This is a genomic window from Pseudomonas fluorescens, from assembly GCF_002022275.1.
In the GTDB taxonomy this organism is placed as follows: Bacteria; Pseudomonadota; Gammaproteobacteria; order Pseudomonadales; family Pseudomonadaceae; genus Aquipseudomonas; species Aquipseudomonas fluorescens_AJ.
This window is the reverse complement of sequence record NZ_MSDF01000014.1, coordinates 43,013-65,546: the sequence shown is the minus strand read 5'-3', so window position 1 is coordinate 65,546 and position 22,534 is coordinate 43,013. Positions and strand designations below refer to the sequence as shown.

Below are 22,534 nucleotides of genomic sequence, written 5' to 3'. Positions count from 1 at the left end.
CGTCAGCTCCTACAATTCAATGCTCATGCCGTCGTAAGCCACTTCGACATTACGCCGCACCAGCTCCGCTCGCTCGGGGGAGTCTTCATCGAGGATCGGGTTGGTGTTGTTGATATGGATAAGGACTTTGCGCTGCTCGGGCAGTTGCTCCAGCACTTCGAGCATGCCGCCGGGGCCGTTCTGCGCCAGGTGGCCCATCTCGCGGCCGGTACGCGTGCCGACGCCACGGCGCTGCATTTCATCGTCATCCCACATCGTGCCGTCTACCAGCAAGCAATCGCTGCCGGCCATGATGTCCAGTAGCGGTGCGTCGACCTTGCCCAGGCCCGGGGCGTAGAACAGTTTGCCGCCGGTGCGCAGGTCTTCGACGATCAGGCCGATGTTGTCGCCCGGGTGCGGGTCGAAGCGGTGTGGCGAGTAAGGCGGTGCGGCGCTGCGCAGGGGTAGAGGGGTGAAACGCAAGTTCGGGCACGCCGGGATGGTGAAGCTGGCGTCCAGCTCGATGCGGTTCCAGGCCAGGCCGCCGTTCCAGTGGGTGAGCATGGTGAACAGCGGGAAGCCGGTGCTGAGGTCTTCATGGACCATGTCGGTGCACCACACCTGGTGCGGGCAGCCTTCGCGCAGGCTCAAGAGGCCGGTGGTGTGGTCGATCTGGCTGTCCATCAGGATGATTGCGCTGATGCCGGTGTCACGCAAAGCCCGACCGGGTTGCATCGGCGCAAAGCCTTGGAGTTGCGCACGAATATCCGGCGAGGCATTGCACAGCACCCAATTCACGCCATCGTCGGAGATCGCGATGGACGATTGGGTGCGCGCCTGGGCTCGCAGGCTGCCGTCGCGAAAACCTGCGCAGTTCACGCAGTTGCAGTTCCACTGCGGGAAGCCACCGCCGGCGGCGGAACCTAGAATCTGGACAAACATGGACGCTCCATCAAGCAAAGCTCAAAACAAAAACGCCCCGGGCGAACCGAGGCGTTGTACTACCAGGCAAATCAGCGGCTGGCGAAGTACATGGTGACTTCGAAGCCGATGCGCAGATCAGTGTAAGCAGGTTTGGACCAGGTCATATTCATTCTCCTGTGGAGGGACGGGACGTTTACTACTGAGTCATACATATAGTCCACCTCCAGTCGGAGATGTTCAGATATTGCGTATGAATGTTACTTAATTCTTTTCAGGATAGCGCTACCTTGATGGAAAAAGCCTGTTGCAGAGTTGGCAATGATCACACTGCCATTTGCCAGGCATTCGTGGTTCGCGGGCCGTTGGCCACGCAGCGCCAGCCACCTGTGGCGTTTTTGAGTTGCGTGGCGGCGTGCAGCAGATCTTCCCGTGTGCAGGTTTGAATTAGCTGTTGAAGCGAGTCCAGATAACCCGACGGATGGCCGGCCAACTGGGCGTGCCAAAGCAGGTCGGCAATCTGGGCAAGGGGCAATGCCGTGAATTGCTGCGCCAGGGTCTGGTTGCCCAGGTCGGCGCTGCCTTCGATCAGTGACCGCAGTTGCTTCAGGAAGGCTTGCAGGTGGTCGAGGATTTCTTCCAGGGAAAGGCTGGGTGATTGCACGCCGAACAGCAGCCCGGTTTGCCCATTGATCTGTCGGACGCCGCTGAATACGGCGTAGCCGATTTGCAGTTCGACGCGCAGACGCTGGTAGAACGGCGCCTGGAGCAGATGCCCGAGCAGGCGCCAGGCGGCCTCATCGGCTAGAAACATTGAGGGTGTTGGGCAAAACAGCAGCAGCGCGGCTTCGCTGGATTCGGTGCCTACCTCGTGCCAGACGTATTGGCCTTCAAGGGCGCTGGATGTGCATTCGATGCTGGCTGGCTGCCCGGGCAACCGCAGCGCTGCAGTTTTGATCGCTGCTTCGCAAGCCGCAGGAAAACCGAGGCCCATGCCTTGCCAGCGCGCGCGGGCCCAAGAGGCAGGCAGCTCAGGGTTATCGGAATGCGCGTTTGCACAGCAACCCGGCAATGCCTTGAGCAATTCGCGAATGGCGATCTGGGGCGTGGCGGCGGCGTGCGCCTCCAGCGGCTGGTTCAGGTGGTGCGCCAGCGCTTCCAGCACCGCCGGCATGGGGTCGTGAAAACCGACCAGTTTCACCAGCCAATCATTGCCGATGGATTCGCAGGATATGTCGACGCCCGCCTGGCGAGCATTCTCGCGTAACGGCTGCAACGTGCCGTCCAGCTGGGCGGGGGCGGAAGAGTCAAACCGCCAGTGCAGGTACAGCGCGCCTTCTTCGCCGCTATCCGGTAACGCCTGGCTGAAGGTCAGCGCTGGCAGATCGCGCCGTCCCCGTGAACGATCTTGCGCAAAGGTGCGCAAGCCACGGTGAGCGCTGGTTTGCCCGCGAATCAGGCCGGCGCGTTCCTCTTTTGCCGGTGGCCGCAGGAATGGATTGTTCGGTGGCAGTTGCCACGCGTGCCGGGACGGGAGCAGGTGCAGCGAGTCGAGCATGACCTTGAGGGCGGCGCCGTCCTGTTGCGACAGCGCTTCGTCGCGGTTACGGGCCAGTGCCAGCGCGCCCTGGACCTGTCGTTGTCGAGCCGCCAGCAGGGCGAATTCCTCGCGCAAGGGCGTCCAGTCGCTGTGTGAGAAAAAGCTCAGCCAGTCGTGCAGAAGCGCCTCGATTCGCGTAGCCGAATCGCCTGGAGTCACGAGGGTGAAGTCGATATCCAGCACGGCTTGCCCGGCAAACTGGTAAAGCACAGACGCGTGCAGCGCGGTGGCCAACCTGTGTGCTTTCAGTTCGGCGAGCAAACCGCCGGGCGCCGTGGCGTTGAGCCAGGTACAGAGGAACTCCAAGGCTTCGCGCGGCGCGTCGCAGGTGATGACCTGGTGCAGGTGGTTGTTGGCAATGTGCTGATAGCTGCGCACTTCGTCAGGCATCAAGGCGGGCGGAACGGCTTGAGGGCGCAACGGCCCCGAGGCCAGTTGTTCGCTGAATGCCTGAGCCAGTGTTTCCAGTTCTGCCAACGACTGCGGGCCGGCAAGGCTCAAGGTCATCTGCCCGCTCTGATAGAAGTGAACGTGGAATTCCCGCAATGCCTGCTGAAATGTCTCACGCTCAACCGGCAAACTGTCCCGATTCCCCGCATGAAAGCCCCGCAAGGGGTGATCCGCCGCCAAACCGCCCAGCAGCGCGACCTGCTGCTGCGCCGTAGCGTCCTGAGACCAGGCGACAAACTCCGCGTGCAGCACTTCGCGCTCACGCAACTGATCGTCGATCGCCAGGCGCGGATGGGTGAGCATATCGGCCAATCGCTCCAGGCCGCTGGTAAACGCGACGACTGGCAGCTCAAAGAAAAAGTCTGTGGTGCGCTCACGGGTGCTGGCGTTGACCTGCCCACCGTGACGTTGCACGTAGGCCATCAACCCTTCGCCTGTGGGAAACCGCTCAGTACCCAGAAACAGCAGATGTTCCAGAAAATGCGCCAACCCCGGCCATGCCAATGGCACGTCATGACTGCCGGCCGCGACTTGTAAAACTGCGGCGCAACGCTTCAAGCGCGGTGCATGGCGCAAGGAAACCCGCAGGCCATTGGCCAGGGTCAGGTGAAGGTGATGAAGGTGGGCCGGCGCAGGCATGGGCATTTCCGAAACGTAGAATGTGCCTATGCTAGCAAACCCGCTAACTCAGGGCTTGTGCAGCGCGCCGTAGAGCTCCGGGCGACGGTCTTGCAGGTAGTGATTGGCGGCGCGTGCGTCGATGATCAATTGGCGATCCAGCGTGCCGACAATCAGCGCTTCATCCAGCCCTGCCTGGGCGATACGCTGGCCGTTAGGCGCAGCAATGCTGCTTTGCCCGCAGTACTGAATCTCGCCCTCATGCCCGCAGTAATTGGCGTAGGCCACGAAGCACTGGTTTTCAAAGGCTCGCGTCCGCACGGTGACGTCGGCAACAAAGTCGAACGGCACCATATTGGCGGTGGGCACCAGGATCACCTGCGCACCGGCCAGGGCCAGGCGGCGGGCGTTTTCCGGGAACTCCAGGTCGTAGCAGATCAGGAAACCCAGCGTCCAGCCATTGAGTTCCACCAGTGGAAAATCATCCTCCCCGGCGCTGAACATCGAGTGGTCCAGGTCGCCAAACAGGTGAGTCTTGCGGTAGTTGCACAGGCGCTCGCCGTAGGCATCGATCAACTGCACGGCGTTGTAGATCTGCCCGTCCTCGGCCCGCTCCGGGTACCCGTACAAAATGGCCAGCCCGGCGCTTTTTGCCAGCTCGGCAATCACCTGCGCCGACGGCCCGTCCGGCGCTTCAGCCAAGGCGCCGACGGCTTCCGCACCAATGTTGTAGCCGGTGAGAAACATCTCCGGCAGCACCAGTACATCGGCATCGGAGGCCTCGTGCGCCAATTGATGCAGACGCGTGAGGTTACCGGCCACGTCCAGCGGCAGCGGCGGGCATTGGTACAGGGCGATGCGCATGTTCAGCTCCTTAATCGGCCAGGGCGATCGGCCCGATTTCGTCGAATACATCACCCGGGCCGGGGTTCTCTGCATGGGTGCTGCCGCCGAAGTGGGTCATGATGCCCCACACCGCGTTCAGCGAGGTCTGCACCGCGCCTTCGACCCAGGCCGGGGTCCAGGAAACGTCGTCGCCCGCGATGAAAATCCCGCGCTGTTCAGCCGGCATGTCCTTTTGCATGAAGTGCGCATACATGCGCTGGTTGTAGCGATAGTGGCCGGGCAACGCGCCTTTGAAGGCCCCGAGGAAGTGCGGGTCGGCTTCCCAGGACACGGTAATCGGGTCGCCGATGATGCGCGCCTTGATGTCGACTTTCGGATAGATCTTTTTCAGCGCGTCGAGGGCCAGCTTCACGCGTTTGTCGATGGGCTGCGGCAGCATCTTCAGCGCGTCGCTCATCCACGAGTACGACAGGCAAATCACGCCCGGCTTGTCGTCACCGTTGTCGAACAGGTACGTGCCACGGGTCAGGCGATCGGTGAGGGTCATGCTCATCAGGTCGCGGCCGGTTTGCGGGTCTTTGTCTTTCCAGAACGGGCGGTCGACCATCACGAAGGTTTTCGATGACTGCATGTAACGCGTGCGGTCCAGGGCCATCCACATCTTTTGCGAGAACAGGCTTTCGTCACATTCGATCTGGGTGGTCAGCAGCCAGCTCTGGCAGGTGGTCAGCACGGCGGCGTATTCGCGGGTGTCGCCGTAGTTGTCGGTGACCGCGAAACGGCCTTCCGGCGCGTGGGCAATACGCTTTACGCCGGCGCGCGGTGCGCCCCGGTGCAGCGAGCTGAGGCTGGTGCCCGCCGGCCAATGGGCGCAACGCTCCGGCACATGGCGCCAGATGCCCATCGGCACTTGCGCCACGCCGCCAACCACCAGGTGTTGGTGATCGTCACAATTGGTCATCACCACGCGGAAGATTTCCAGCATGGAGTTGGGGAAGTCCGAGTCCCAGCCGCCGGTGCCGAAGCCCACTTGGCCGAATACTTCGCGGTGCAGGAATGAGAGCTTGGCGAAGGCTTTGGAGGTGGCGACAAAATCGTAAAACGTGCGGTCATCCCACAGCGGCACCAGCTTGTTCCACAGTTCTTTAAGGCGTGGCACATCGCGGTCGCGGATGGCCTGCTGGATATCACCGAACTGCGAGCCGGCCTCCAGCGCATCGGCCCAGGCGTCGGCGACTTCCTGAAACAATACCGGCAAGTCAGAGAGCTTTTGCGCGTAGTGAGTCTGGCCTTCGAGGTCGATGACGGTGCTGCCGGAAGCCGGCGTCAGCGGGTTGGGGAACGGCTTGGTCTCAAGACCCAGCTTGTCCACGTAGTGGTAGAACGCAGTGGACGACACTGGAAAACGCATGCCGCCCAGCTCGGCGATGATGCCTTCTGCGCCTTCAAAGGCCTGAGAGCGCAAGCGACCGCCCATCTTCGAGGCTTCATACACCACCGGCTTGAGGCCCAGCTTCATCAGCTCGTAGGCGGCAACCAAGCCTGCAATTCCGGCCCCGACGATCGCCACTTCGGCGCCATGGTTGGCGGCCGGTATGCTGCCCAGACCAGCCGGGTGTTCGATCCAGTCATCAAAGGCAAACGGAAAATCCGGGCCGAAAATGGTGATGGGTTTTTTACCGTCGGCGGGGTGACGATGGGTCTTGCTGATGGTGCTGGACGGAATGCTCATGGCTGACCTTACTGACGACTCGACGGGACGCGGCCCGTTGAGTATAGGAAAAGATGGCAGCCAGTTTAGGGAGCGTTGCGCTCGTTATTAAGACGCAATGTGTCGTCGTATTGGATTGTTTTTAGTCAAAGTGACGAAGTGATTGGTCAGATTGGCTGGCCACGATCCAATTTGTTACTGAGGATGATCGAGGTGGTGGTTTTCTCCACACCGTCGACGCTGCCGATCTGGTCCAACAGTTGATCAAGCTGTTCCGGCGAATCCGTGCGCAGCCACGCCACATAATCGAACTCGCCACTCACCGCGCACAGCTGTTGAACCTGCGCCATGGCACTCAGCCTGCGCAGCACTTCCTTGCCCGAACGCGCTTGTACGGTGATCCCGACATAAGCCTGCAAACCCCCGTCCACCACACGTTGCCCGAGGCGCACGCCGTAGCCGGTAATCACCTGGGTTTTCTCCAGGCGCGCCAGGCGCGATGTCACCGTAGTGCGCGCAATACCCAGCTGCCGGGCAAGCATCGCCACGCTTTCGCGAGCGTTGATCTGCAGGGCGGCGATCAGTTGGCGGTCGATTTCATCGAGGACGGGCAAGATTAATTCCAATGCAGGGGACGGCAAGAGTGTGGACGTTTTATGGACACTTTTGTCGATTTATTCGGCAGGGGTCCAACAAAAATCGCTATGCCAGACAGACAAAAGCCGCGCAATGCGCGGCTTTTGAATTGGTGGGCCCACACGGACTTGAACCGTGGACCAAAGGATTATGAGTCCTCTGCTCTGACCAACTGAGCTATAGGCCCTGTAACAGGTCGCGGATTATAACGATGGTTCTCCCGCTATGCCATCCGAAAAGTCTGAAACCCTCATACGAAGAAAAGCCTCGGCGAAAAGCTCGGGCGGCAGGGGCAGGCTGACGATGTAGCCTTGCATCTGTTCGCAACCTTCGGCGGCGAGGAAGGCTTGCTGCGCGGGGTTTTCGACGCCTTCGGCGATGATGGTGAATTGCATGCTGTGGCCCAGGGCGATGATGGCGCGCACGATGGCGGCGTCGTGGGGGTCGTCGGGCAGGCCGCGCACGAAGGATTGGTCGATCTTGAGGAAGTCCAGCGGCAGGCGCTTGAGGTAGCTGAGGGATGAGTAGCCGGTGCCGAAATCATCAATCGCAAGCTGTACGCCCAGGCGTTTGAGTTGGTGCAGCACTTCCAGCGCTTCTTCGGCCTGGCTCATGATGAAGTTTTCGGTGATCTCCAGCTGCAGGCGGCCCGGTTCGAGTGCGTAATCACGCAGCAATTGTTTGATGCGCGCGAGCAGGTTGGGGTGGCGCAATTGTGCGCCGGCAAGGTTGACCGACAAGGGGCCGAAATCCTCGAAGGCGTCTTTCCATTCGTGCATCTGTTGGCAGGCTTGCTCCAGTACCCAGTCGCCAATCTGCAGGATCGTGCCGTTCTCTTCGGCCAGGGCAATAAAGTGCTCGGGCGGGACGTCGCCGAAGGTGGGGTGATGCCAGCGGATCAGTGCTTCGGCGCCGATCAGTTCCTGGGTCTCCAGGCTGAGTTTGGGCTGGTAGTAGAGGCTCAACTCATCACGCTCGATGGCGCGGCGCAGTTCGTGTTCCAGGGCGACGCGTTCGTTGGCTTGGGCGGTGAGGTCGCGGGTGTAGCTTTCGACGCGGTTGCGGCCCTTGGCTTTGGAGCGGTACATCGCGGCGTCGGCGTTTTTGACCAGGGTGGCGACGTCAGTGCCGTCCTCGGGGTAGAGGCTGGTACCGATACTGGCGCTGATGAAGAACTCGTGTTCGCCAGCCTGAAATGGCGGGGTGAAGCAGGCGAGCAGTTTATTTGCCAGGTGCTGGGCGTCGCTGGCGTGTTGCAAGCCGGGCAGCAGGATGATGAATTCGTCGCCGCCCAAGCGGGCCACGGTGTCGACGTCGCGCAATTGCTCCTTGAGGCGTACGGCGATGTCCTTGAGCAGCAGGTCGCCGATCGGGTGCCCGAGGCTGTCGTTGATGTGCTTGAAGCGGTCCAAGTCGAGAAACAGCACGGCGCCCTGTTTTCCGCTTTCCTGATGGCCGTTAAGTGCGGCCTGCAAGCGGCTTTCAAACAGCGTGCGGTTGGGCAGGCCGGTCAGGGGGTCGTGATGCGCTTGATAATCGAGGCGGGCCTGGGCCAGCTTGAGGCTGGAGATATCGGCAAATACCGCAACAAAGTGTGTGATCAACTGGTCGCGGTTGCGCACGGCGCTGATGGTCAGCCAGCTCGGGTACAGTTCGCCGTTCTTGCGGCGGTTGGAGATCTCGCCTTGCCAGTGACCGTGCGTCGTCAACTGGTGCCACATGGCGGCGTAGAACGCGCTGTCGTGCAGGCCGGAGGCGAGCAGGCGAGGGGTCTGGCCGAGGGCCTCGGCTTCGCTGTAGCCGGTGATCTCGCTGAAGGCGCGGTTAACAGCGCTGATGTTTTGACGGGTGTCGGTGATCAGTACGCCCTCTGCCGTGCTCTCGAACACCGTGGCCGCCTGTTGCAGTTTTTCCTGCATGAACTGGCGCTCGGTAATGTCCCGGGCGATGGTCAGCATGCAGTCTTCATCGCCGATGGGCAGCGGGCGGCTGGACAGCTCGCACAGGCGAATCATGCCGTCGGCGCGACGGATATGGCAGACGAAATCCTGGACAAAGCCGTCGCGCTGCATCAGTTTCAGCAAGTGCTTGCGTTCGTTGAGGTCGACCCAAATGCCCAGGTCCAGAGTCGACTGATCGAGGGACGCTGCGCTGGTGAAACCGGTCAGGCGGCCGAACCCCTCGTTTACTTCAATCAATAGTCCATCGCGCTGGCGGCTCAACAGCAGGCCATCGGGAGAGGCGTGAAAGGCCTTGGCGAACTTCTCTTCGGAGGTTTGCAGCAGTTGCTGGGTTTCCTTGAGTTGAGTGATATCGCGCACAACCACCACCAGGGCTTCGGTGGTATCGAGTTGAAACGGCTCGGCGGAGATCAGCCCGGTAAAGGCTTGGCCATTGCTGCGCAGAAACGGCATCTCCAGGTTGCGGATGCTGGTGGTCTGCAACTGGTGCAGCAGGTCGGGGCCGACGCCCTGAACGCCCCAGATATTCAATTCGGTGGCCGTTTTGCCGACCACGTCCTCGGCGGTCAGGCCAATCTGGTCTTCAAAGGCTTTGTTGACCTCAAGCAAACAGCCATCGGACATCCGCGCGATCACCAGGATGTCCGGGCATTGCTGGAACACCGAGGCAAACTTCTGCTCGGACAGTTGCAGCGCTTCTTCGGTGCGCTTGGCTTCGCTGATGTCGATCATCAAACCGCGCAGCACCGGTTCATGGCCGTGCTCGATCAGGCTGACAATGTCGCGCACCCACAAACAGCGGCCGTCGGCAGTGATCACTCGGTAATCGAGGCTGTGGTCGCGGTTGGCGCGGGTTTCCCGGTAGCAGTAGGCCTCGGCGCGGGTCAGGTCGGCCGGGTGGATGATGTTGCGCCAGAAGCCCGGGATCAGCCAATGGGCGCGAGGGTAGCCGAGCAAATCCTCGGCATGCGGCGACACGTAGCTGTAAGTGAAGTCGGTGACGTTGGCTTCCCAGGCGATGGCGGACAGGCTCTCCACCAGGCCGCGGTAGTGGTATTCGCTGCTGCGCAGTTCTTGTTCGAGGGCGACGCGGCGGGAAATTTCCGAACTGAGCCGACGATTGATCCGAATGACGATGGCGAGCACGGTGCTCAGCAACAGCACAGCCGGCAGGCCGTACATCAACAAGTCGGCCCAGAACGTGCGGTGGTCGGTGAAGCTGCCAACCCAGTGTTGCTGGATGGCGTCGGTTTCGTCTGAGCTGAGGTCGGCGAGAACCTTGTCCAGAATGCCCATCAGGATTTTTTCATCGCGGGGTACGCCCATCGCCAATTGATAGCGGTAGGGTGTTTCGCCGCTGACGTACAAACCGTCGAGTTTGAGCTGGCGCAGGCTCCAGACGCTGGAAGCCAGGTCGCCGACGACGGCGTCCACTTCGTCCGTGGCCAAGGCTTGCAGGGTTGAGCTGACGTTGGGCATCGCCACCAGATTGAGGTCGGGGTGGTGAGTGCGCAGTAATTCGTGGGGCGCGTAGTTTTCCACCACGGCGATCTTCAGCCCGTAGAGGTCCTTGAGGTTGCGCGGTTTCGCGCCACCTTCATGGGCCAGGATGACGATGGGGAAGTCGAGGTACGGGCGCGTGAAGGCCAGGTAGTTCTGGCGCTCCGGGGTCGACATGATGCCGGGCAGCAGGTCGAGCTGGTTGTTTTTTGCCTGTTCAAGCACGGCGGTCCAGTTGACTGGCTCGATCAGCTTGACCCTCACGCCCAGGCGGTCCTGGATCAGGCGTACATAATCAGCGGCCAGACCTTGGTATCGGCCATCTTCATCACGGTATTCAAAGGGCGGCCAGGAAGCGTCCACCCCCAGCCGCAGCTCCTGATGGTCCGCCAGCCAGCCACGCTCATCATCAGTGAGAGTCAACGCGCCAGCCGTTGCGGTCCAGGTCAGCAGCGACAGCAATAATACGGTCGGCAGTCTGGGCATAACGGTCTCGTTATGGCACGGGGAATGTTTCGAGTGTAGACGGGCATTGCGGGGGAGGGGTGCTGCGCAGAATTTTATCTTGGGAAAGCAAAACCCCCGGCCTGGGCCGGGGGTTCTGGTATCACTCGTCGAGGAAGGAGCGCAGGTGCTCGCTTCGCGTCGGGTGGCGCAACTTGCGCAGCGCCTTGGCTTCGATCTGACGAATCCGCTCACGCGTTACGTCAAACTGCTTACCGACTTCCTCAAGGGTGTGGTCGGTATTCATGTCGATGCCGAAACGCATGCGCAGTACCTTGGCTTCACGGGCAGTGAGGCCGGACAGTACGTCGCGAGTCGCTTCTTTAAGGCTCTCAACAGTGGCGACATCGATTGGCGACTGCATGGTCGAGTCTTCGATGAAGTCACCCAGATGGGAGTCTTCGTCATCACCAATCGGCGTTTCCATGGAGATCGGCTCTTTAGCGATCTTCAATACCTTGCGGATTTTATCCTCAGGCATTTCCATGCGTTCGCCCAGCTCTTCCGGGGTCGGTTCGCGACCCATTTCCTGCAACATCTGCCGGGAAATACGGTTGAGCTTGTTGATCGTCTCGATCATGTGCACCGGAATACGGATGGTGCGGGCCTGGTCGGCGATCGAGCGAGTGATCGCCTGACGGATCCACCAGGTGGCATAAGTCGAGAACTTGTAACCGCGACGGTATTCGAACTTGTCCACAGCCTTCATCAAGCCGATGTTGCCTTCCTGGATCAGATCGAGGAATTGCAGGCCACGGTTGGTGTACTTCTTGGCGATGGAGATCACCAGACGCAAGTTCGCTTCAACCATCTCTTTCTTCGCGCGGCGGGCCTTGGCCTCACCGATCGACATGCGACGGTTGATGTCCTTGATCTCGGCAATCGTCAAACCGGTTTCGGTTTGCAGCGCGATCAGCTTTTGCTGGCAACGAATGATGTCCGGCTGCAGGCGACCAATGGCTTCGGCGTATTTGCCTTTGCCCTTGGCGAGGCTGTCGGACCAGCTTTCGTCTACTTCGTTGCCCGGGAACTGGCGCAGGAAGTCGGCGCGCGGCATGCGTGCATCACGCACACACAGCTGCATGATTGCGCGTTCTTGTGCACGCAGACGCTCAAGGGCACTGCGAACACGCTCAACCAGGCCTTCGAATTGCTTCGGCACCAGCTTGATCGGCATGAACAGCTCAGCCAGGGCAACCAGCTCGGCAATGACCAGCTTGTTGGCGCGACCGTGCTTTTTCAGAGCCTTGCGGGTGATTTCCATTTGATCGGAAACCGCACCGAAACGCTGGGCTGCGATGATCGGGTCCGGGCCGCTTTCAACTTCATCTTCGTCGTCGCTGCTGGCTTCAGCATCGTCGTCTTCGGAGTCGTCGTCAGCTTTCACGGCCTTCGGGTCAACAGGCGGTGGCACTTCGGCGGCAGGCGGCGCAATGCCGTCGTCCGGGTCGATGTAACCGCTCAGAACGTCGGACAGGCGACCACCTTCGGTGGTAACGCGGGTGTACTCGGAGAGAATGTGATCAACCGTGCCAGGGAAGTGCGCAATTGCGCCCATCACTTCACGGATGCCCTCTTCGATACGCTTGGCGATTTCGATTTCGCCTTCGCGTGTCAGCAGCTCGACGGTACCCATTTCACGCATATACATGCGCACAGGGTCGGTGGTACGACCGATATCGGTCTCCACAGCAGCCAGCGCGGCAGCAGCTTCTTCAGCGGCAGCCTCGTCGGTATCGGCGTCCGCCAGCATAAGGGAATCCTTATCTGGCGCAGCTTCGAATACGTTGATCCCCATGTCGTTAATCATGCGGATGATGTCTTCCACCTGCTCTGGATCTGAAATATCCTCAGGCAGGTGGTCGTTGACCTCCGCGTAAGTCAGGTAACCCTGCTCACGACCGAGAACGATCAACTCTTTGATACGAGACTGCTGTTGCGCTTTTCCGGACATAACACCCTATCCACTGAAGGTCTTGGCGGGCAAAAAACAAGCCGAGGATTATACCCGAGCTATGACCTCACACGCCAGCTGAGGTCGGGTTTGATACGCAAACGTTCTGTTTTAAGAGGTCGCGCATCTGTTTTGCTATCTGAATTTGTTCTTCAGCCGACAATCCCGGCTGTCTTGCTCTCTTTATGAGCTCGTCGAGGGTCTGCGTATGCTGGCCCGCGGATAACCTAGTAATGGTGTCTAAAAACTGTTGTTCAAGGTTATCGCCGTCAATTAGCCACTCCTTTTCCGCGAGTGCTTTCAATAGCCGGCCCTGTTCGGTGCCATGCCAGCGCGCCATCAACTGAATTGAGTTTAGCTTAGGATTTTTCTGAACCGCCTCGATCAAGGCGATCAGTACCTGGGCATATGTGTTGCTCGCGTTGGAAAAATGGTCGGCACTCTCAACCTTGCTCGCCAGTTGCGGGTGGTGGATGAGCGTACGCAACGCAATAAGGGTTGGAGCTTCCACGGCGACGGGAGTTCGCGGGGCATACGCCTCATCACGATCGCCACGCTTGCCGTCCTTGCTCCAGGGTTTCTTGTCCCATTTCTTGCCGCCGGCGCCGGGTTTCTTCGGTGTCCACTCCTGCTGGGGCGTGTAGGCGTCCTGCGGTTGGTGGAAGTCGGCGTAATCCGGCATGGCGTCGTAATCCATGCCCGGGTCGTAGGCGGGCGGCGCCCCTTGGGGTGCGCTGTGCACCAGCTGGCTGACCGCTTCGCCGCTCAATCCGGTGATTTCCAGCAGACGCTGACGCATCAGGGTGCGCAGGTTGGCGCCCGGGACCTTGTCGATCAGTGGCGCTGCGAGGGTGGCCATGTGGGCCTTGCCTTCGAGGGAGCGCGGGTCGGCTTCTTCGGTCAGTTGCTGAAAGAAATAATCTGCCAGCGGCTGTGCGTGTTGATTGATGCGCGCTCGGAACGCGTCGGTGCCTTCGGAGCGCACCAGGGTGTCCGGGTCTTCACCTTCCGGCAAAAACAGGAAGCGTGCGCGACGCCCGTCCTGCAGGCTCGACAGCGTAGCTTCGAGCGCACGCCAGGCCGCGTTGCGGCCCGCCTGGTCGCCGTCGAAACAGAACAGCACGCTGGGTACCACGCGAAACAGGCGCTTCAAATGCTCTTCGCTGGTGGCCGTGCCGAGGGTCGCGACCGCATTGCGCAAGCCTTGTTGCGCGAGGGCGATCACGTCCATATAGCCTTCAACCACGATGATTTCGTCGAGGTTGCGGTTGTTTTTGCGTGCTTCGAACAGGCCGTAGAGTTCCTGGCCTTTGTGGAACACTGCTGTTTCCGGGGAGTTCAGGTACTTGGGCTTGTCGTCCCCCAGCACCCGGCCGCCGAACGCAATGATGCGGCCACGGCTGTCGCGGATCGGGAACATCACGCGGTCACGGAAGCGGTCGTAGCGTTTACCGGTTTCGGCGTTCTCCACCAGCAGGCCGGCGTCGATCATGGCTTTTTGCTGGAGCGTGTCGCTGCTCAAATGCTTGTATAGATTGTCCCAGCCCGGCGGGGCAAAGCCGAGGCCGAAGTCGCGGGCGATTTCGCCGGTAAGGCCGCGGCCCTTCAAGTACTCGACGGCTGCCTTGCGCTGCGGATGGCTTTTAAGCGCCTGACGATAAAAGTCAGCAGCGGCCGTCAGCAGTGGGTACAGCGGCGAATCAGTGGGCTGGCGCGGTTTGTGCGGGCGGCCACTTTCTTCGCGGGGGATTTCCATGCCGGCGGCTTTTGCCAGGTCCTCGATTGCCTGGGGGAAATCCAGGTTGTCGTGGTCCATGAGAAAGCCGAGGGCGTTGCCGCCTGCGCCGCAGCCGAAGCAGTAATAGAACTGTTTGTCGGGGCTGACGCTGAACGACGGGGTTTTCTCTTTGTGAAACGGGCAGCAGGCGGTGTAGTTCTTGCCGGCTTTTTTCAGTTGCACGCGGGAGCTGACAACATCGACGATGTCGGTGCGGTTCAGAAGGTCGTCAATAAAGCTCTGGGGAATAAGCCCGGCCATGGCGTTCTCGTCATCACTGCGTGTAAATGAGGGCCCGTGAAGTGTTCAAGCGCACGTGTCGAGTGCTTGAGCATCTAGCGTCTGCATGGGTTGTTCAGGAAGTGTATCTGCCGAACGTTCGCTGACGTTAACTCAAGGTCAGTTTTCGACGTGGAAATGTTGCCCCAGGCGTCCGGTCTTGACCAGTGGTGGCCTCGGAAGCTCATCGGTGGGCACAGTCGACCTGTTGATCGCCTGTTTGAAGAATAAGTGTGCTCGTCAGTAGCCTTGTTAGGCTCGTCAGAAGAGACGTGCACCGCTGGCAAAAGAGCCAGTCCTGACGTGTGAAGCAGTTGTTTTCGTCGCGTGTGCGGCGTCAACAGTGAAGCATCAAGCGATTTCCGCAAATGCCAACAGCCCGGCTGAGGGCCGGGCTTGGCAGAAGCTTGCTACGAACGTCTGTGTATTAGTACAGACGAACGGCGCGGCGCTGCTCGCGCTGAACTTTCTTGGCGTGACGCTTAACAGCGGCTGCTGCTTTACGCTTACGCTCAGAAGTTGGCTTCTCGTAAAATTCGCGGCTACGAACTTCAGCCAGTACACCGGCTTTTTCGCAGGAGCGCTTGAAACGACGCAGAGCTACGTCGAAGGGTTCGTTCTCTTTAACTTTGACGGCTGGCATCCAGAGCTACCTTCTTTCATTACCGGGATCAACGTTCTCGTCGCAAAAAATTCGCGGCTGAGGTCGTCGGTTTTTAAGGGTTGCGGATGTTAACCCCTCATTGCCCGGAATGCAAAGCCTCTGATCGAAAACCGCTAGTCGGGAGGGGGAGGGGCGACTATTATGCGCGCCTTCGAATTCAGCCTCTACAAGGCGCAAACCCATGTTAGTACTGGGACTTGAAACCTCCTGCGACGAAACCGGTGTCGCACTTTACGACAGTGAACGCGGGCTTTTGGCCGATGCACTGTTCAGTCAGATCGACCTGCATCGCGCCTACGGCGGCGTCGTGCCGGAGCTGGCTAGCCGTGATCACGTCAAACGCATGCTGCCACTGATTCGCCAGGTGCTGGACGAGGCCGGTTGTGCGCCGACCGAGATCGATGCCATCGCCTACACCGCAGGGCCAGGATTGGTCGGGGCCCTGCTGGTTGGGGCCTCTTGCGCCCAGGCGCTGGCATTTGCCTGGGGTATCCCGGCCCTCGGTGTGCACCACATGGAAGGCCATTTACTGGCGCCCATGCTCGAAAAAACGCCGCCAGAGTTCCCGTTCGTCGCTTTGTTGGTTTCGGGCGGCCATACACAGCTGGTTCAGGTCGATGGCATCGGCCAATACACCCTGTTGGGTGAGTCTCTGGACGACGCCGCCGGCGAAGCCTTCGACAAGACCGCGAAGATGATGGGGCTCAATTATCCAGGCGGACCGGAAATCGCGCGCCTCGCCGAAAAGGGCGTTGCGGGCCGATACACCTTCCCGCGCCCGATGTGCGATCGCCCGGGCCTGATGTTCAGCTTCAGCGGTTTGAAAACCTCGGCGCTGAACACCTGGCAGCAGAGCGTCAGCGCCGGGGACGACAGTGAGCAAGCCCGTTGCGACATCGCACTGGCGTTCCAGCAGGCCGTGGTGGAGACTTTGACCATCAAGTGCAAGCGCGCCCTGAAACAGGCCGGCATGAAGCGTCTGGTGATCGCAGGCGGCGTCAGCGCCAACAAGGCGTTGCGCGTTTCGCTGGAAAAAATGCTCGGCGACATGAAGGGCGATGTGTTCTACGCGCGCCCTGAGTTCTGCACTGACAACGGCGCGATGATCGCCTATGCCGGCTGCCAGCGTTTGCAAGCGGGGCAGCACGAAAGCCTGGCGATCAGCGTGCAGGCGCGGTGGCCGATGGAGCAGTTGTCGCCGTTGTAAACCGAGCGGATTGACGGTATTTAAAAATGCCGTTCGCGCCCGGCAAACAGGTCGCGTAAATTGCCGCGGTGGCGCCAGACGATCAGCAGCGTCAGCACGCTCATCGGCAACAGCGCCGCCGGCTCCTGCCAGGCCAGCAATGGCAGGGTCAACGGGGTGGCGATGAGGGCGGCCAATGAGCTGGTGCGAGTCAGGTAGAACGTCAGCGCCCAGGCCAGCACGGCCAGCAGTGCGGCCGGTGGGTAAATCCCCAGCAACATGCCGGCGGCCGTGGCGACACCTTTACCGCCGCGAAAGCGGAAGTACAGTGGAAACAGATGGCCGAGGACGGCGCACACGCCCACCCAGGCCTGCTGTTGCAGGGAGAGGCCGACGAGGTTGGCGATCAGCACGGGCAACAGGCCCTTGCAAACATCGCCGAGCAAGGTCAATACGGCAAGTTTCTTGCCGGCCAGACGCAACATATTGGTGGCGCCGGCATTGCCTGAACCACTCATTCGCGGGTCGGGATTTCCCGTCAGGCGGCTGAGCAAAATGGCGAAGGACAGCGAGCCGAGCAGGTAGGCGAAAATCGCCAGTGACCAAAACATGCTAACTATTCCGGGCGAGGACGCCCTGATTCTAACGGGGCATCGCGCCCTTGTCGTGCTGCGGAGAAGAGTGCTTGGACAGAGTGTTTATCGAAGGCCTGGAAGTCGACACCGTGATCGGGGCCTACGACTGGGAGCGCGGCATCAAGCAATGCCTGCGCCTGGACCTGAGCTTCGCCTGGGATAACCGCCCGGCTGCGGCCGGTGACGACCTGACCCTGGCGCTGGATTACGCGAGCGTGTCCACACGTATTCAGGCCTTTGCCGAGCAGTCCCAGTACCAACTGGTGGAAACTTTCGCCGAGCGCCTGGCCGAAGTCCTTATGAGCGAGTTCCAGATTCCCTGGCTGCACCTCAAATTGACCAAGCCTGGGGCCGTGCCGGCCGCGAAAGGCGTGGGTGTGGAGATCGAGCGCGGATGCCGCTAACTCAGGTTTACCTTGGCCTTGGCAGCAATATCGAGCGCGAGACCCACTTGCGCGCCGGCCTGGATGCGCTGGCGAGCTTTTTGACTGATGTGCGCTGCTCGGCGGTGTTTGAAAGCCAGCCAGTGGGCATCAAGAGCGGGCCATTCTTCAACCTGGTGGTGTCGGCTTACACAGATCTGCCGTTGATGGAGCTGGATCGCCGTTTGAAATTCATTGAGGCCGACAACGGCCGCTACGCCCCGGACCGCAAAGGCTTGCCACTGGATATCGACGTGCTGCTGTATGGCGAGCTGGTGGGGAATTTCGACGGGTTGATCCTGCCGCGTGCTGAAATCCTGAAAAACGCGTTTGTGTTGTGGCCGCTGTCGCTGATGGCGCCGGACCGCGTGCATCCTGAAGCAGGCAAGACCCTGGCTGAGCTGTGGCGCGATGCGCAGATCGATCAAGTGCTGGCGCCTGTCGGCTTCGAGTGGCAGGGCCAGCAACTTACTCCAGATACACTCCTGTAAACACCAACCTTCCTGTGGCGAGCGGGCTTGCCCCGCGTTGGGCCGCGCAGCAGCCCCAGTAAAAACACTGAGGTTTTCCTGATAAACCTTAGCGTCTGTTTCAGGGCTGCTTCGCAACCCAACGCGGGGCAAGCCCGCTCGCCACAGAGTCTGTGCTCGCAGGGTTATTTCTTGTGTGAGCTGTTTTCCTTGTAAGCTTTCAGTGCCTTCAGCCGTTCGCGCTTGAGCGCTTCGCCCAGTTCCGGGCCTTTGAAACCCTTCTCCAGCAATGGCGCCACCGCCACTTCGCGCGCCACCGTGGCCGCTCCACGCAAATAATCCGCCTGTGGATAACTTCGCTGTTCAAAACCCTTGCGGCCCCGGGCGTCCATTTCGCACGCCACCACAAACTCCTCAAAGCGCTGCGGTCGACGGTACACATCAAAACTTTGCAGCAACTCCAGCAACGTCGACGCTTTCAGCTCCAGCGCGCGGTGGCCGTGGGTGTGATATTGGCCCACCAGCAGCGCCAGTTCCTGGCAGTCCTTCGGTACTTTGAAGCGTTCATTGACCGCCTTGATCAGCTTGAGCCCGGTGTGTTCGTGAGCGATATGCTGTGGCCACTTATCCACAGGCGTCAGGCCTTTGCCCAGATCATGCAGCAGGCAGGCCCAGCGCACGGTCAGCGGTTGTTGATGCAACGCCGCCTGCTCGAGCACGCTGAGGGTGTGCACGCCGGTGTCGATTTCCGGGTGGTGAGCCTCGGGTTGCGGCACGCCGAACAGCGCATTCACTTCCGGCATCAAGGTTTTCAGCGCGTCGCAGTCGCGCAGCACCTGGATAAAGACCTGGGGCTGATCTTCCATCAGCGCCCGGGAGATTTCTTTCCAGCTGCGCTCAGGGGTCAAGGCTTCCAGTTCGCCGGACTCGCTCAACTGGCGCATCAGTTCCAGGGTTTCGGGCGCGACGGTAAAACCGAGACCGGCATAACGCGCGGCAAAACGCGCAACGCGGAGTACCCGCAGGGGATCTTCGGCGAACGCGGGGGAAACATGGCGAAGAATGCGCGCATCAAGATCGCGCTGGCCGTGGTAAGGGTCGGTCAGAATGCCGTCATCGTCTTCCGCCATCGCGTTGATGGTCAGGTCACGCCGAATCAGGTCTTCTTCCAGTGTCACCTCGGGGCTGGCGTGAAACACAAAACCGCCATAGCCCCGGCCGCTCTTGCGTTCGGTGCGAGCGAGGGCGTATTCATCGCCGTTTTTCGGGTCCAGAAATACCGGAAAGTCAGAACCTACAGGCTTGTAGCCCCCGGCCAGCATTTCTTCGGCAGTCGCACCGACGACGACACGGTCGACATCGGTGACATCGATGCCCAGCAAGCGGTCACGCACCGCGCCACCGACTTTGTAGATTTTCATGAAAAAGCCTCCATTAGCGGCACAGGATACCGCCTGCGCCTGGCCAGTGGAGGCTTTGCTGTTTCAGAGATGCACGACGGCCAGGTCCAGGCGGCCGTAATCGTTGTCGTTGTGGTCGGTACGTGGCGGTACATGGTGAGTCTTCATCACCTGATCGCCTTGCAGGGTTTCCAGGTGAATATCAAAGCCCCACAGCCTATGCAGGTGCTTGAGCACTTCCTCGGTGGATTCACCCAGCGGTTTGCGGTCATGTTGCTGATGGCGCAAGGTCAGGGAGCGATCGCCGCGCACATCAATGCTGTAAATCTGCACGTTGGGCTCGCGGTTGCCCAGGTTGTACTGCGCTGCGAGGGTTTCGCGGATGGTGCGGTAACCGGGCTCATCGTGAATGGCCGGCACCACCAGATCGTCCTTGAGGTCGTCATCCATGATGCTGAACAGCTTGAGGTCGCGAATCACCTGGGGGGACAGGTACTGCAGGATGAAGCTCTCGTCCTTGAAACTGCTCATGGCGAACTTGATGGTCGACAGCCAATCGCTGCCGGCGATTTCCGGGAACCAGCGGCGGTCCTCTTCGGTGGGGTGTTCGCACATGCGCCGGATGTCGCGGTACATGGCAAAACCCAGGGCGTAGGGGTTGATACCGCTGTAATACGGGCTATCGAAGCCGGGCTGGAATACCACGCTGGTGTGGGACGTGAGGAATTCCATCATGAAGCCGTCGGTGACCAGGCCTTCGTCATACAGGTCATTCATCAAGGTGTAATGCCAGAACGTGGCCCAGCCTTCGTTCATCACCTGGGTCTGGCGCTGTGGATAAAAGTATTGGGCGATCTTGCGCACGATGCGCACGATTTCCCGCTGCCACGGCTCCAGCAGCGGCGCGTGTTTTTCCAGGAAATACAGGATGTTTTCCTGAGGTTCGGCGGGGAAGCGCGCATTGTCCTTGTCGCTGTTTTTGCCGGCTTTTTTCGGAATGGTGCGCCACAGGTCGTTGATCTGTTTCTGCAGGTGCTCCTCGCGTTCCTTTTGGCGCAGGCGTTCTTCCTCGGCGGAAATAGGATAGGGGCGTTTGTAGCGATCGACCCCGTAGTTCATCAATGCATGACAGGAGTCGAGCAAGTCCTCCACCGCGTCGATGCCGTGGCGCTCCTCGCATTGCATGATGTACTGCTTGGCGAACACCAGGTAATCGATGATCGAACTGGCATCGGTCCAGGTGCGGAACAGGTAATTACCCTTGAAGAAGCTGTTGTGCCCGTAGCACGCGTGCGCCACCACCAGCGCCTGCATGCAGATGGTGTTTTCTTCCATCAGGTAGGCGATGCACGGGTCGGAGTTGATGACGATCTCGTAGGCCAGGCCCATCTGGCCACGGGTGTAGGACTTCTCGGTGCTGAGGAAGTGTTTGCCGTAGGACCAATGGTGGTAGCCCAAGGGCATGCCGACCGAGGCGTAGGCGTCCATCATCTGCTCGGCGGTGATCACTTCGATCTGATTGGGGTAGGTGTCCAGGGCATAACCCGCCGCAATGCGGCTAATTTCCCGGTCATAGGCCTGGATCAGTTCGAAGGTCCATTCGGACCCGGTGGAAATGGGTTGGCGCTTATGCTCTTTTTTGGCGGTCATGACACTAACCTGCGCTGGAAGAGTTCACGGAAGACCGGGTAGATATCGCCGGCCGAGACCAGTTGCTGCTGGGCGAAGGTGTCGGCGAAGGCTTCGCCGATGCGCTCGTATTCAAACCACAGGGCCTGGTGCTCACGAGGGGTAATTTCGACGTAGGTGTAGTACTGCACAAACGGCATGATCTGGTTGATCAGGATGTCGCGGCAGATCGGCGAGTCGTCATTCCAGTTGTCGCCGTCAGAGGCTTGCGCTGCGTAGATGTTCCACTCGTTGGCCGGGTAGCGCTCGGCCATGATCTCCTGCATCAGCTTCAAGGCGCTGGAGACGATGGTGCCGCCGGTTTCCCGCGAATAGAAGAATTCCTCCTCGTCGACTTCCCGGGCACTGGTGTGATGGCGGATGAACACCACGTCGATCTTGTCGTAGTTCCGCTTCAGGAACAGGTACAGCAGGATGAAGAATCGCTTGGCAATGTCCTTGGTGGCCTGGGTCATTGAGCCGGACACGTCCATCAGGCAGAACATCACCGCCTTGGAGCTCGGGTTGGGCTGTTTGACCAGCAGGTTGTATTTCAGGTCGAAGGTGTCGAGGAACGGCACGCGGTGAATGCGTGCGCTGAGTTTCTCGATTTCGGCTTCGATTTCCTGGATATCACCGAAGTTGTCCGGCTCTTCGCGTTTCAAGCGCGCCAGTTCTTCCTTGGCGTCTCTGAGTTTGGCGCGGCTGCTGCCCGATAGGGCGATACGCCGGGCGTGGGCCGAGCGCAGGGTGCGGATGATGTTGATGCGCGACGGGTTGCCTTCGTTGCTGATCCCCGCGCGTACGGTCTTGAAGGTATCGGTGCCGGTCAGGTTGCGTTTGACCAGGTTGGGCAGTTCCAGGTCTTCGAACATGAATTCGAGGAATTCTTCCTGAGTGATCTGGAACACGAACTCATCCATGCCTTCGCCGGAATTGCCCGCCTTGCCTGGGCCCTTGCCGCCGCCACCGCCTTGGGGGCGCTGGATATGCTCGCCGGTGGTGAATTCCTTGTTGCCGGGGTGCACGACGGTCTGCTTGCCGCCCCGGCCGTGGTGCAGCACCGGTTCGTCAATGTCCCGTCCGGGAATGCTGATTTGCTCGCCATGTTCCATGTCGGTGATGGAACGGCGGCTGACGGCCTCTTCGACGGCCTTTTTGATGTGGTCACGGTAACGCCGCAGGAAACGCTGACGGTTTACCGTGCTCTTGTTCTTGCCATTGAGGCGTCGGTCGATCACATAGCTCATGGGGAGCCCTCCGGGCAGCTTCACGTTACAAGCTTCAAGCCGCGAGCTGGAAGCTTAGAGACAAGCGGTCAGCTGCCAGGCCCGGGGCCCGGCAGCTCACGCT

At 60.2% G+C, this 22,534-nt stretch carries 17 protein-coding genes and 1 tRNA gene; 3 read left to right on the top strand and 15 right to left on the bottom strand.

The window, feature by feature from the left end:
- Positions 1-9 precede the first annotated feature (9 nt).
- The 11 genes from pqqB to rpsU form a co-directional block, all read right to left on the bottom strand.
- Complete coding sequence (pqqB, locus tag BFW87_RS08470; RefSeq protein WP_078739427.1) at positions 10-921, bottom strand: pyrroloquinoline quinone biosynthesis protein PqqB; 912 nt, start codon at positions 919-921, stop codon at positions 10-12.
- Between the two features lie 71 nt (positions 922-992).
- Positions 993-1,067, bottom strand: a complete 75-nt coding sequence (gene pqqA / locus BFW87_RS08465; protein ID WP_003194766.1) for a pyrroloquinoline quinone precursor peptide PqqA — start codon at positions 1,065-1,067, stop codon at positions 993-995.
- Positions 1,068-1,225: 158 nt separating this feature from the next.
- Entirely contained in the window at positions 1,226-3,589 is a 2,364-nt protein-coding gene (gene pqqF / locus BFW87_RS08460; RefSeq protein ID WP_078739426.1) for a pyrroloquinoline quinone biosynthesis protein PqqF, read from the bottom strand.
- Positions 3,590-3,637: 48 nt separating this feature from the next.
- Positions 3,638-4,432, bottom strand: a complete 795-nt coding sequence (locus BFW87_RS08455; protein ID WP_078739425.1) for a carbon-nitrogen hydrolase family protein — start codon at positions 4,430-4,432, stop codon at positions 3,638-3,640.
- Positions 4,433-4,442: 10 nt separating this feature from the next.
- Positions 4,443-6,125: a flavin monoamine oxidase family protein gene (locus BFW87_RS08450; protein ID WP_078740031.1), complete on the bottom strand. Its 1,683-nt coding sequence runs from the start codon at positions 6,123-6,125 to the stop codon at positions 4,443-4,445.
- 167 nt (positions 6,126-6,292) lie between these two features.
- Positions 6,293-6,739 (bottom strand): Lrp/AsnC family transcriptional regulator, encoded by a 447-nt coding sequence (locus BFW87_RS08445; RefSeq protein WP_078734923.1) that lies wholly within the window; start codon positions 6,737-6,739, stop codon positions 6,293-6,295.
- Between the two features lie 132 nt (positions 6,740-6,871).
- Positions 6,872-6,948 (bottom strand) — tRNA-Ile (locus BFW87_RS08440).
- 16 nt (positions 6,949-6,964) lie between these two features.
- Entirely contained in the window at positions 6,965-10,708 is a 3,744-nt protein-coding gene (locus BFW87_RS08435) for an EAL domain-containing protein (RefSeq protein WP_078739424.1), read from the bottom strand.
- A 121-nt stretch (positions 10,709-10,829) separates the two neighbouring features.
- Entirely contained in the window at positions 10,830-12,680 is a 1,851-nt protein-coding gene (gene rpoD, locus BFW87_RS08430; protein ID WP_078739423.1) for an RNA polymerase sigma factor RpoD, read from the bottom strand.
- A gap of 67 nt (positions 12,681-12,747) precedes the next feature.
- Positions 12,748-14,718, bottom strand: coding sequence for a DNA primase (gene dnaG / locus BFW87_RS08425; protein WP_078739422.1), 1,971 nt, complete (start codon positions 14,716-14,718; stop codon positions 12,748-12,750).
- Positions 14,719-15,163: 445 nt separating this feature from the next.
- On the bottom strand, positions 15,164-15,379 hold the full coding sequence (gene rpsU, locus BFW87_RS08420) for a 30S ribosomal protein S21 (protein WP_002551877.1): 216 nt from the start codon (positions 15,377-15,379) through the stop codon (positions 15,164-15,166).
- Positions 15,380-15,581: 202 nt separating this feature from the next.
- Here rpsU and tsaD point away from each other — a divergent pair, with 202 nt between their 5' ends.
- The gene (gene tsaD / locus BFW87_RS08415; RefSeq protein WP_078739421.1) at positions 15,582-16,607 is read left to right on the top strand and encodes a tRNA (adenosine(37)-N6)-threonylcarbamoyltransferase complex transferase subunit TsaD; all 1,026 of its coding nucleotides are present in this window, start codon (positions 15,582-15,584) and stop codon (positions 16,605-16,607) included.
- Between the two features lie 20 nt (positions 16,608-16,627).
- Here the strand turns inward: tsaD and plsY are convergent, their stop codons facing one another.
- Positions 16,628-17,197, bottom strand: coding sequence for a glycerol-3-phosphate 1-O-acyltransferase PlsY (plsY, locus tag BFW87_RS08410; protein ID WP_078739420.1), 570 nt, complete (start codon positions 17,195-17,197; stop codon positions 16,628-16,630).
- A 74-nt stretch (positions 17,198-17,271) separates the two neighbouring features.
- Here plsY and folB point away from each other — a divergent pair, with 74 nt between their 5' ends.
- Together folB and folK are read left to right on the top strand one after the other, a co-directional pair.
- Entirely contained in the window at positions 17,272-17,625 is a 354-nt protein-coding gene (folB, locus tag BFW87_RS08405; protein WP_078739419.1) for a dihydroneopterin aldolase, read from the top strand.
- Positions 17,616-18,134, top strand: coding sequence for a 2-amino-4-hydroxy-6-hydroxymethyldihydropteridine diphosphokinase (gene folK / locus BFW87_RS08400; protein ID WP_078739417.1), 519 nt, complete (start codon positions 17,616-17,618; stop codon positions 18,132-18,134). The genes folB and folK overlap by 10 nt, the downstream gene beginning before the upstream one ends.
- A 164-nt stretch (positions 18,135-18,298) precedes the next feature.
- Here the strand turns inward: folK and BFW87_RS08395 are convergent, their stop codons facing one another.
- The 3 genes from BFW87_RS08395 to BFW87_RS08385 all read right to left on the bottom strand — a co-directional run bounded on the left by BFW87_RS08395 (position 18,299) and on the right by BFW87_RS08385 (position 22,431).
- Positions 18,299-19,534: a multifunctional CCA addition/repair protein gene (locus BFW87_RS08395; protein WP_078739416.1), complete on the bottom strand. Its 1,236-nt coding sequence runs from the start codon at positions 19,532-19,534 to the stop codon at positions 18,299-18,301.
- Between the two features lie 63 nt (positions 19,535-19,597).
- Positions 19,598-21,163, bottom strand: a complete 1,566-nt coding sequence (locus tag BFW87_RS08390; protein WP_078739415.1) for a SpoVR family protein — start codon at positions 21,161-21,163, stop codon at positions 19,598-19,600.
- Positions 21,160-22,431, bottom strand: a complete 1,272-nt coding sequence (locus BFW87_RS08385; protein WP_078739413.1) for a YeaH/YhbH family protein — start codon at positions 22,429-22,431, stop codon at positions 21,160-21,162. The genes BFW87_RS08390 and BFW87_RS08385 overlap by 4 nt, the downstream gene beginning before the upstream one ends.
- Positions 22,432-22,534: the final 103 nt, after the last annotated feature.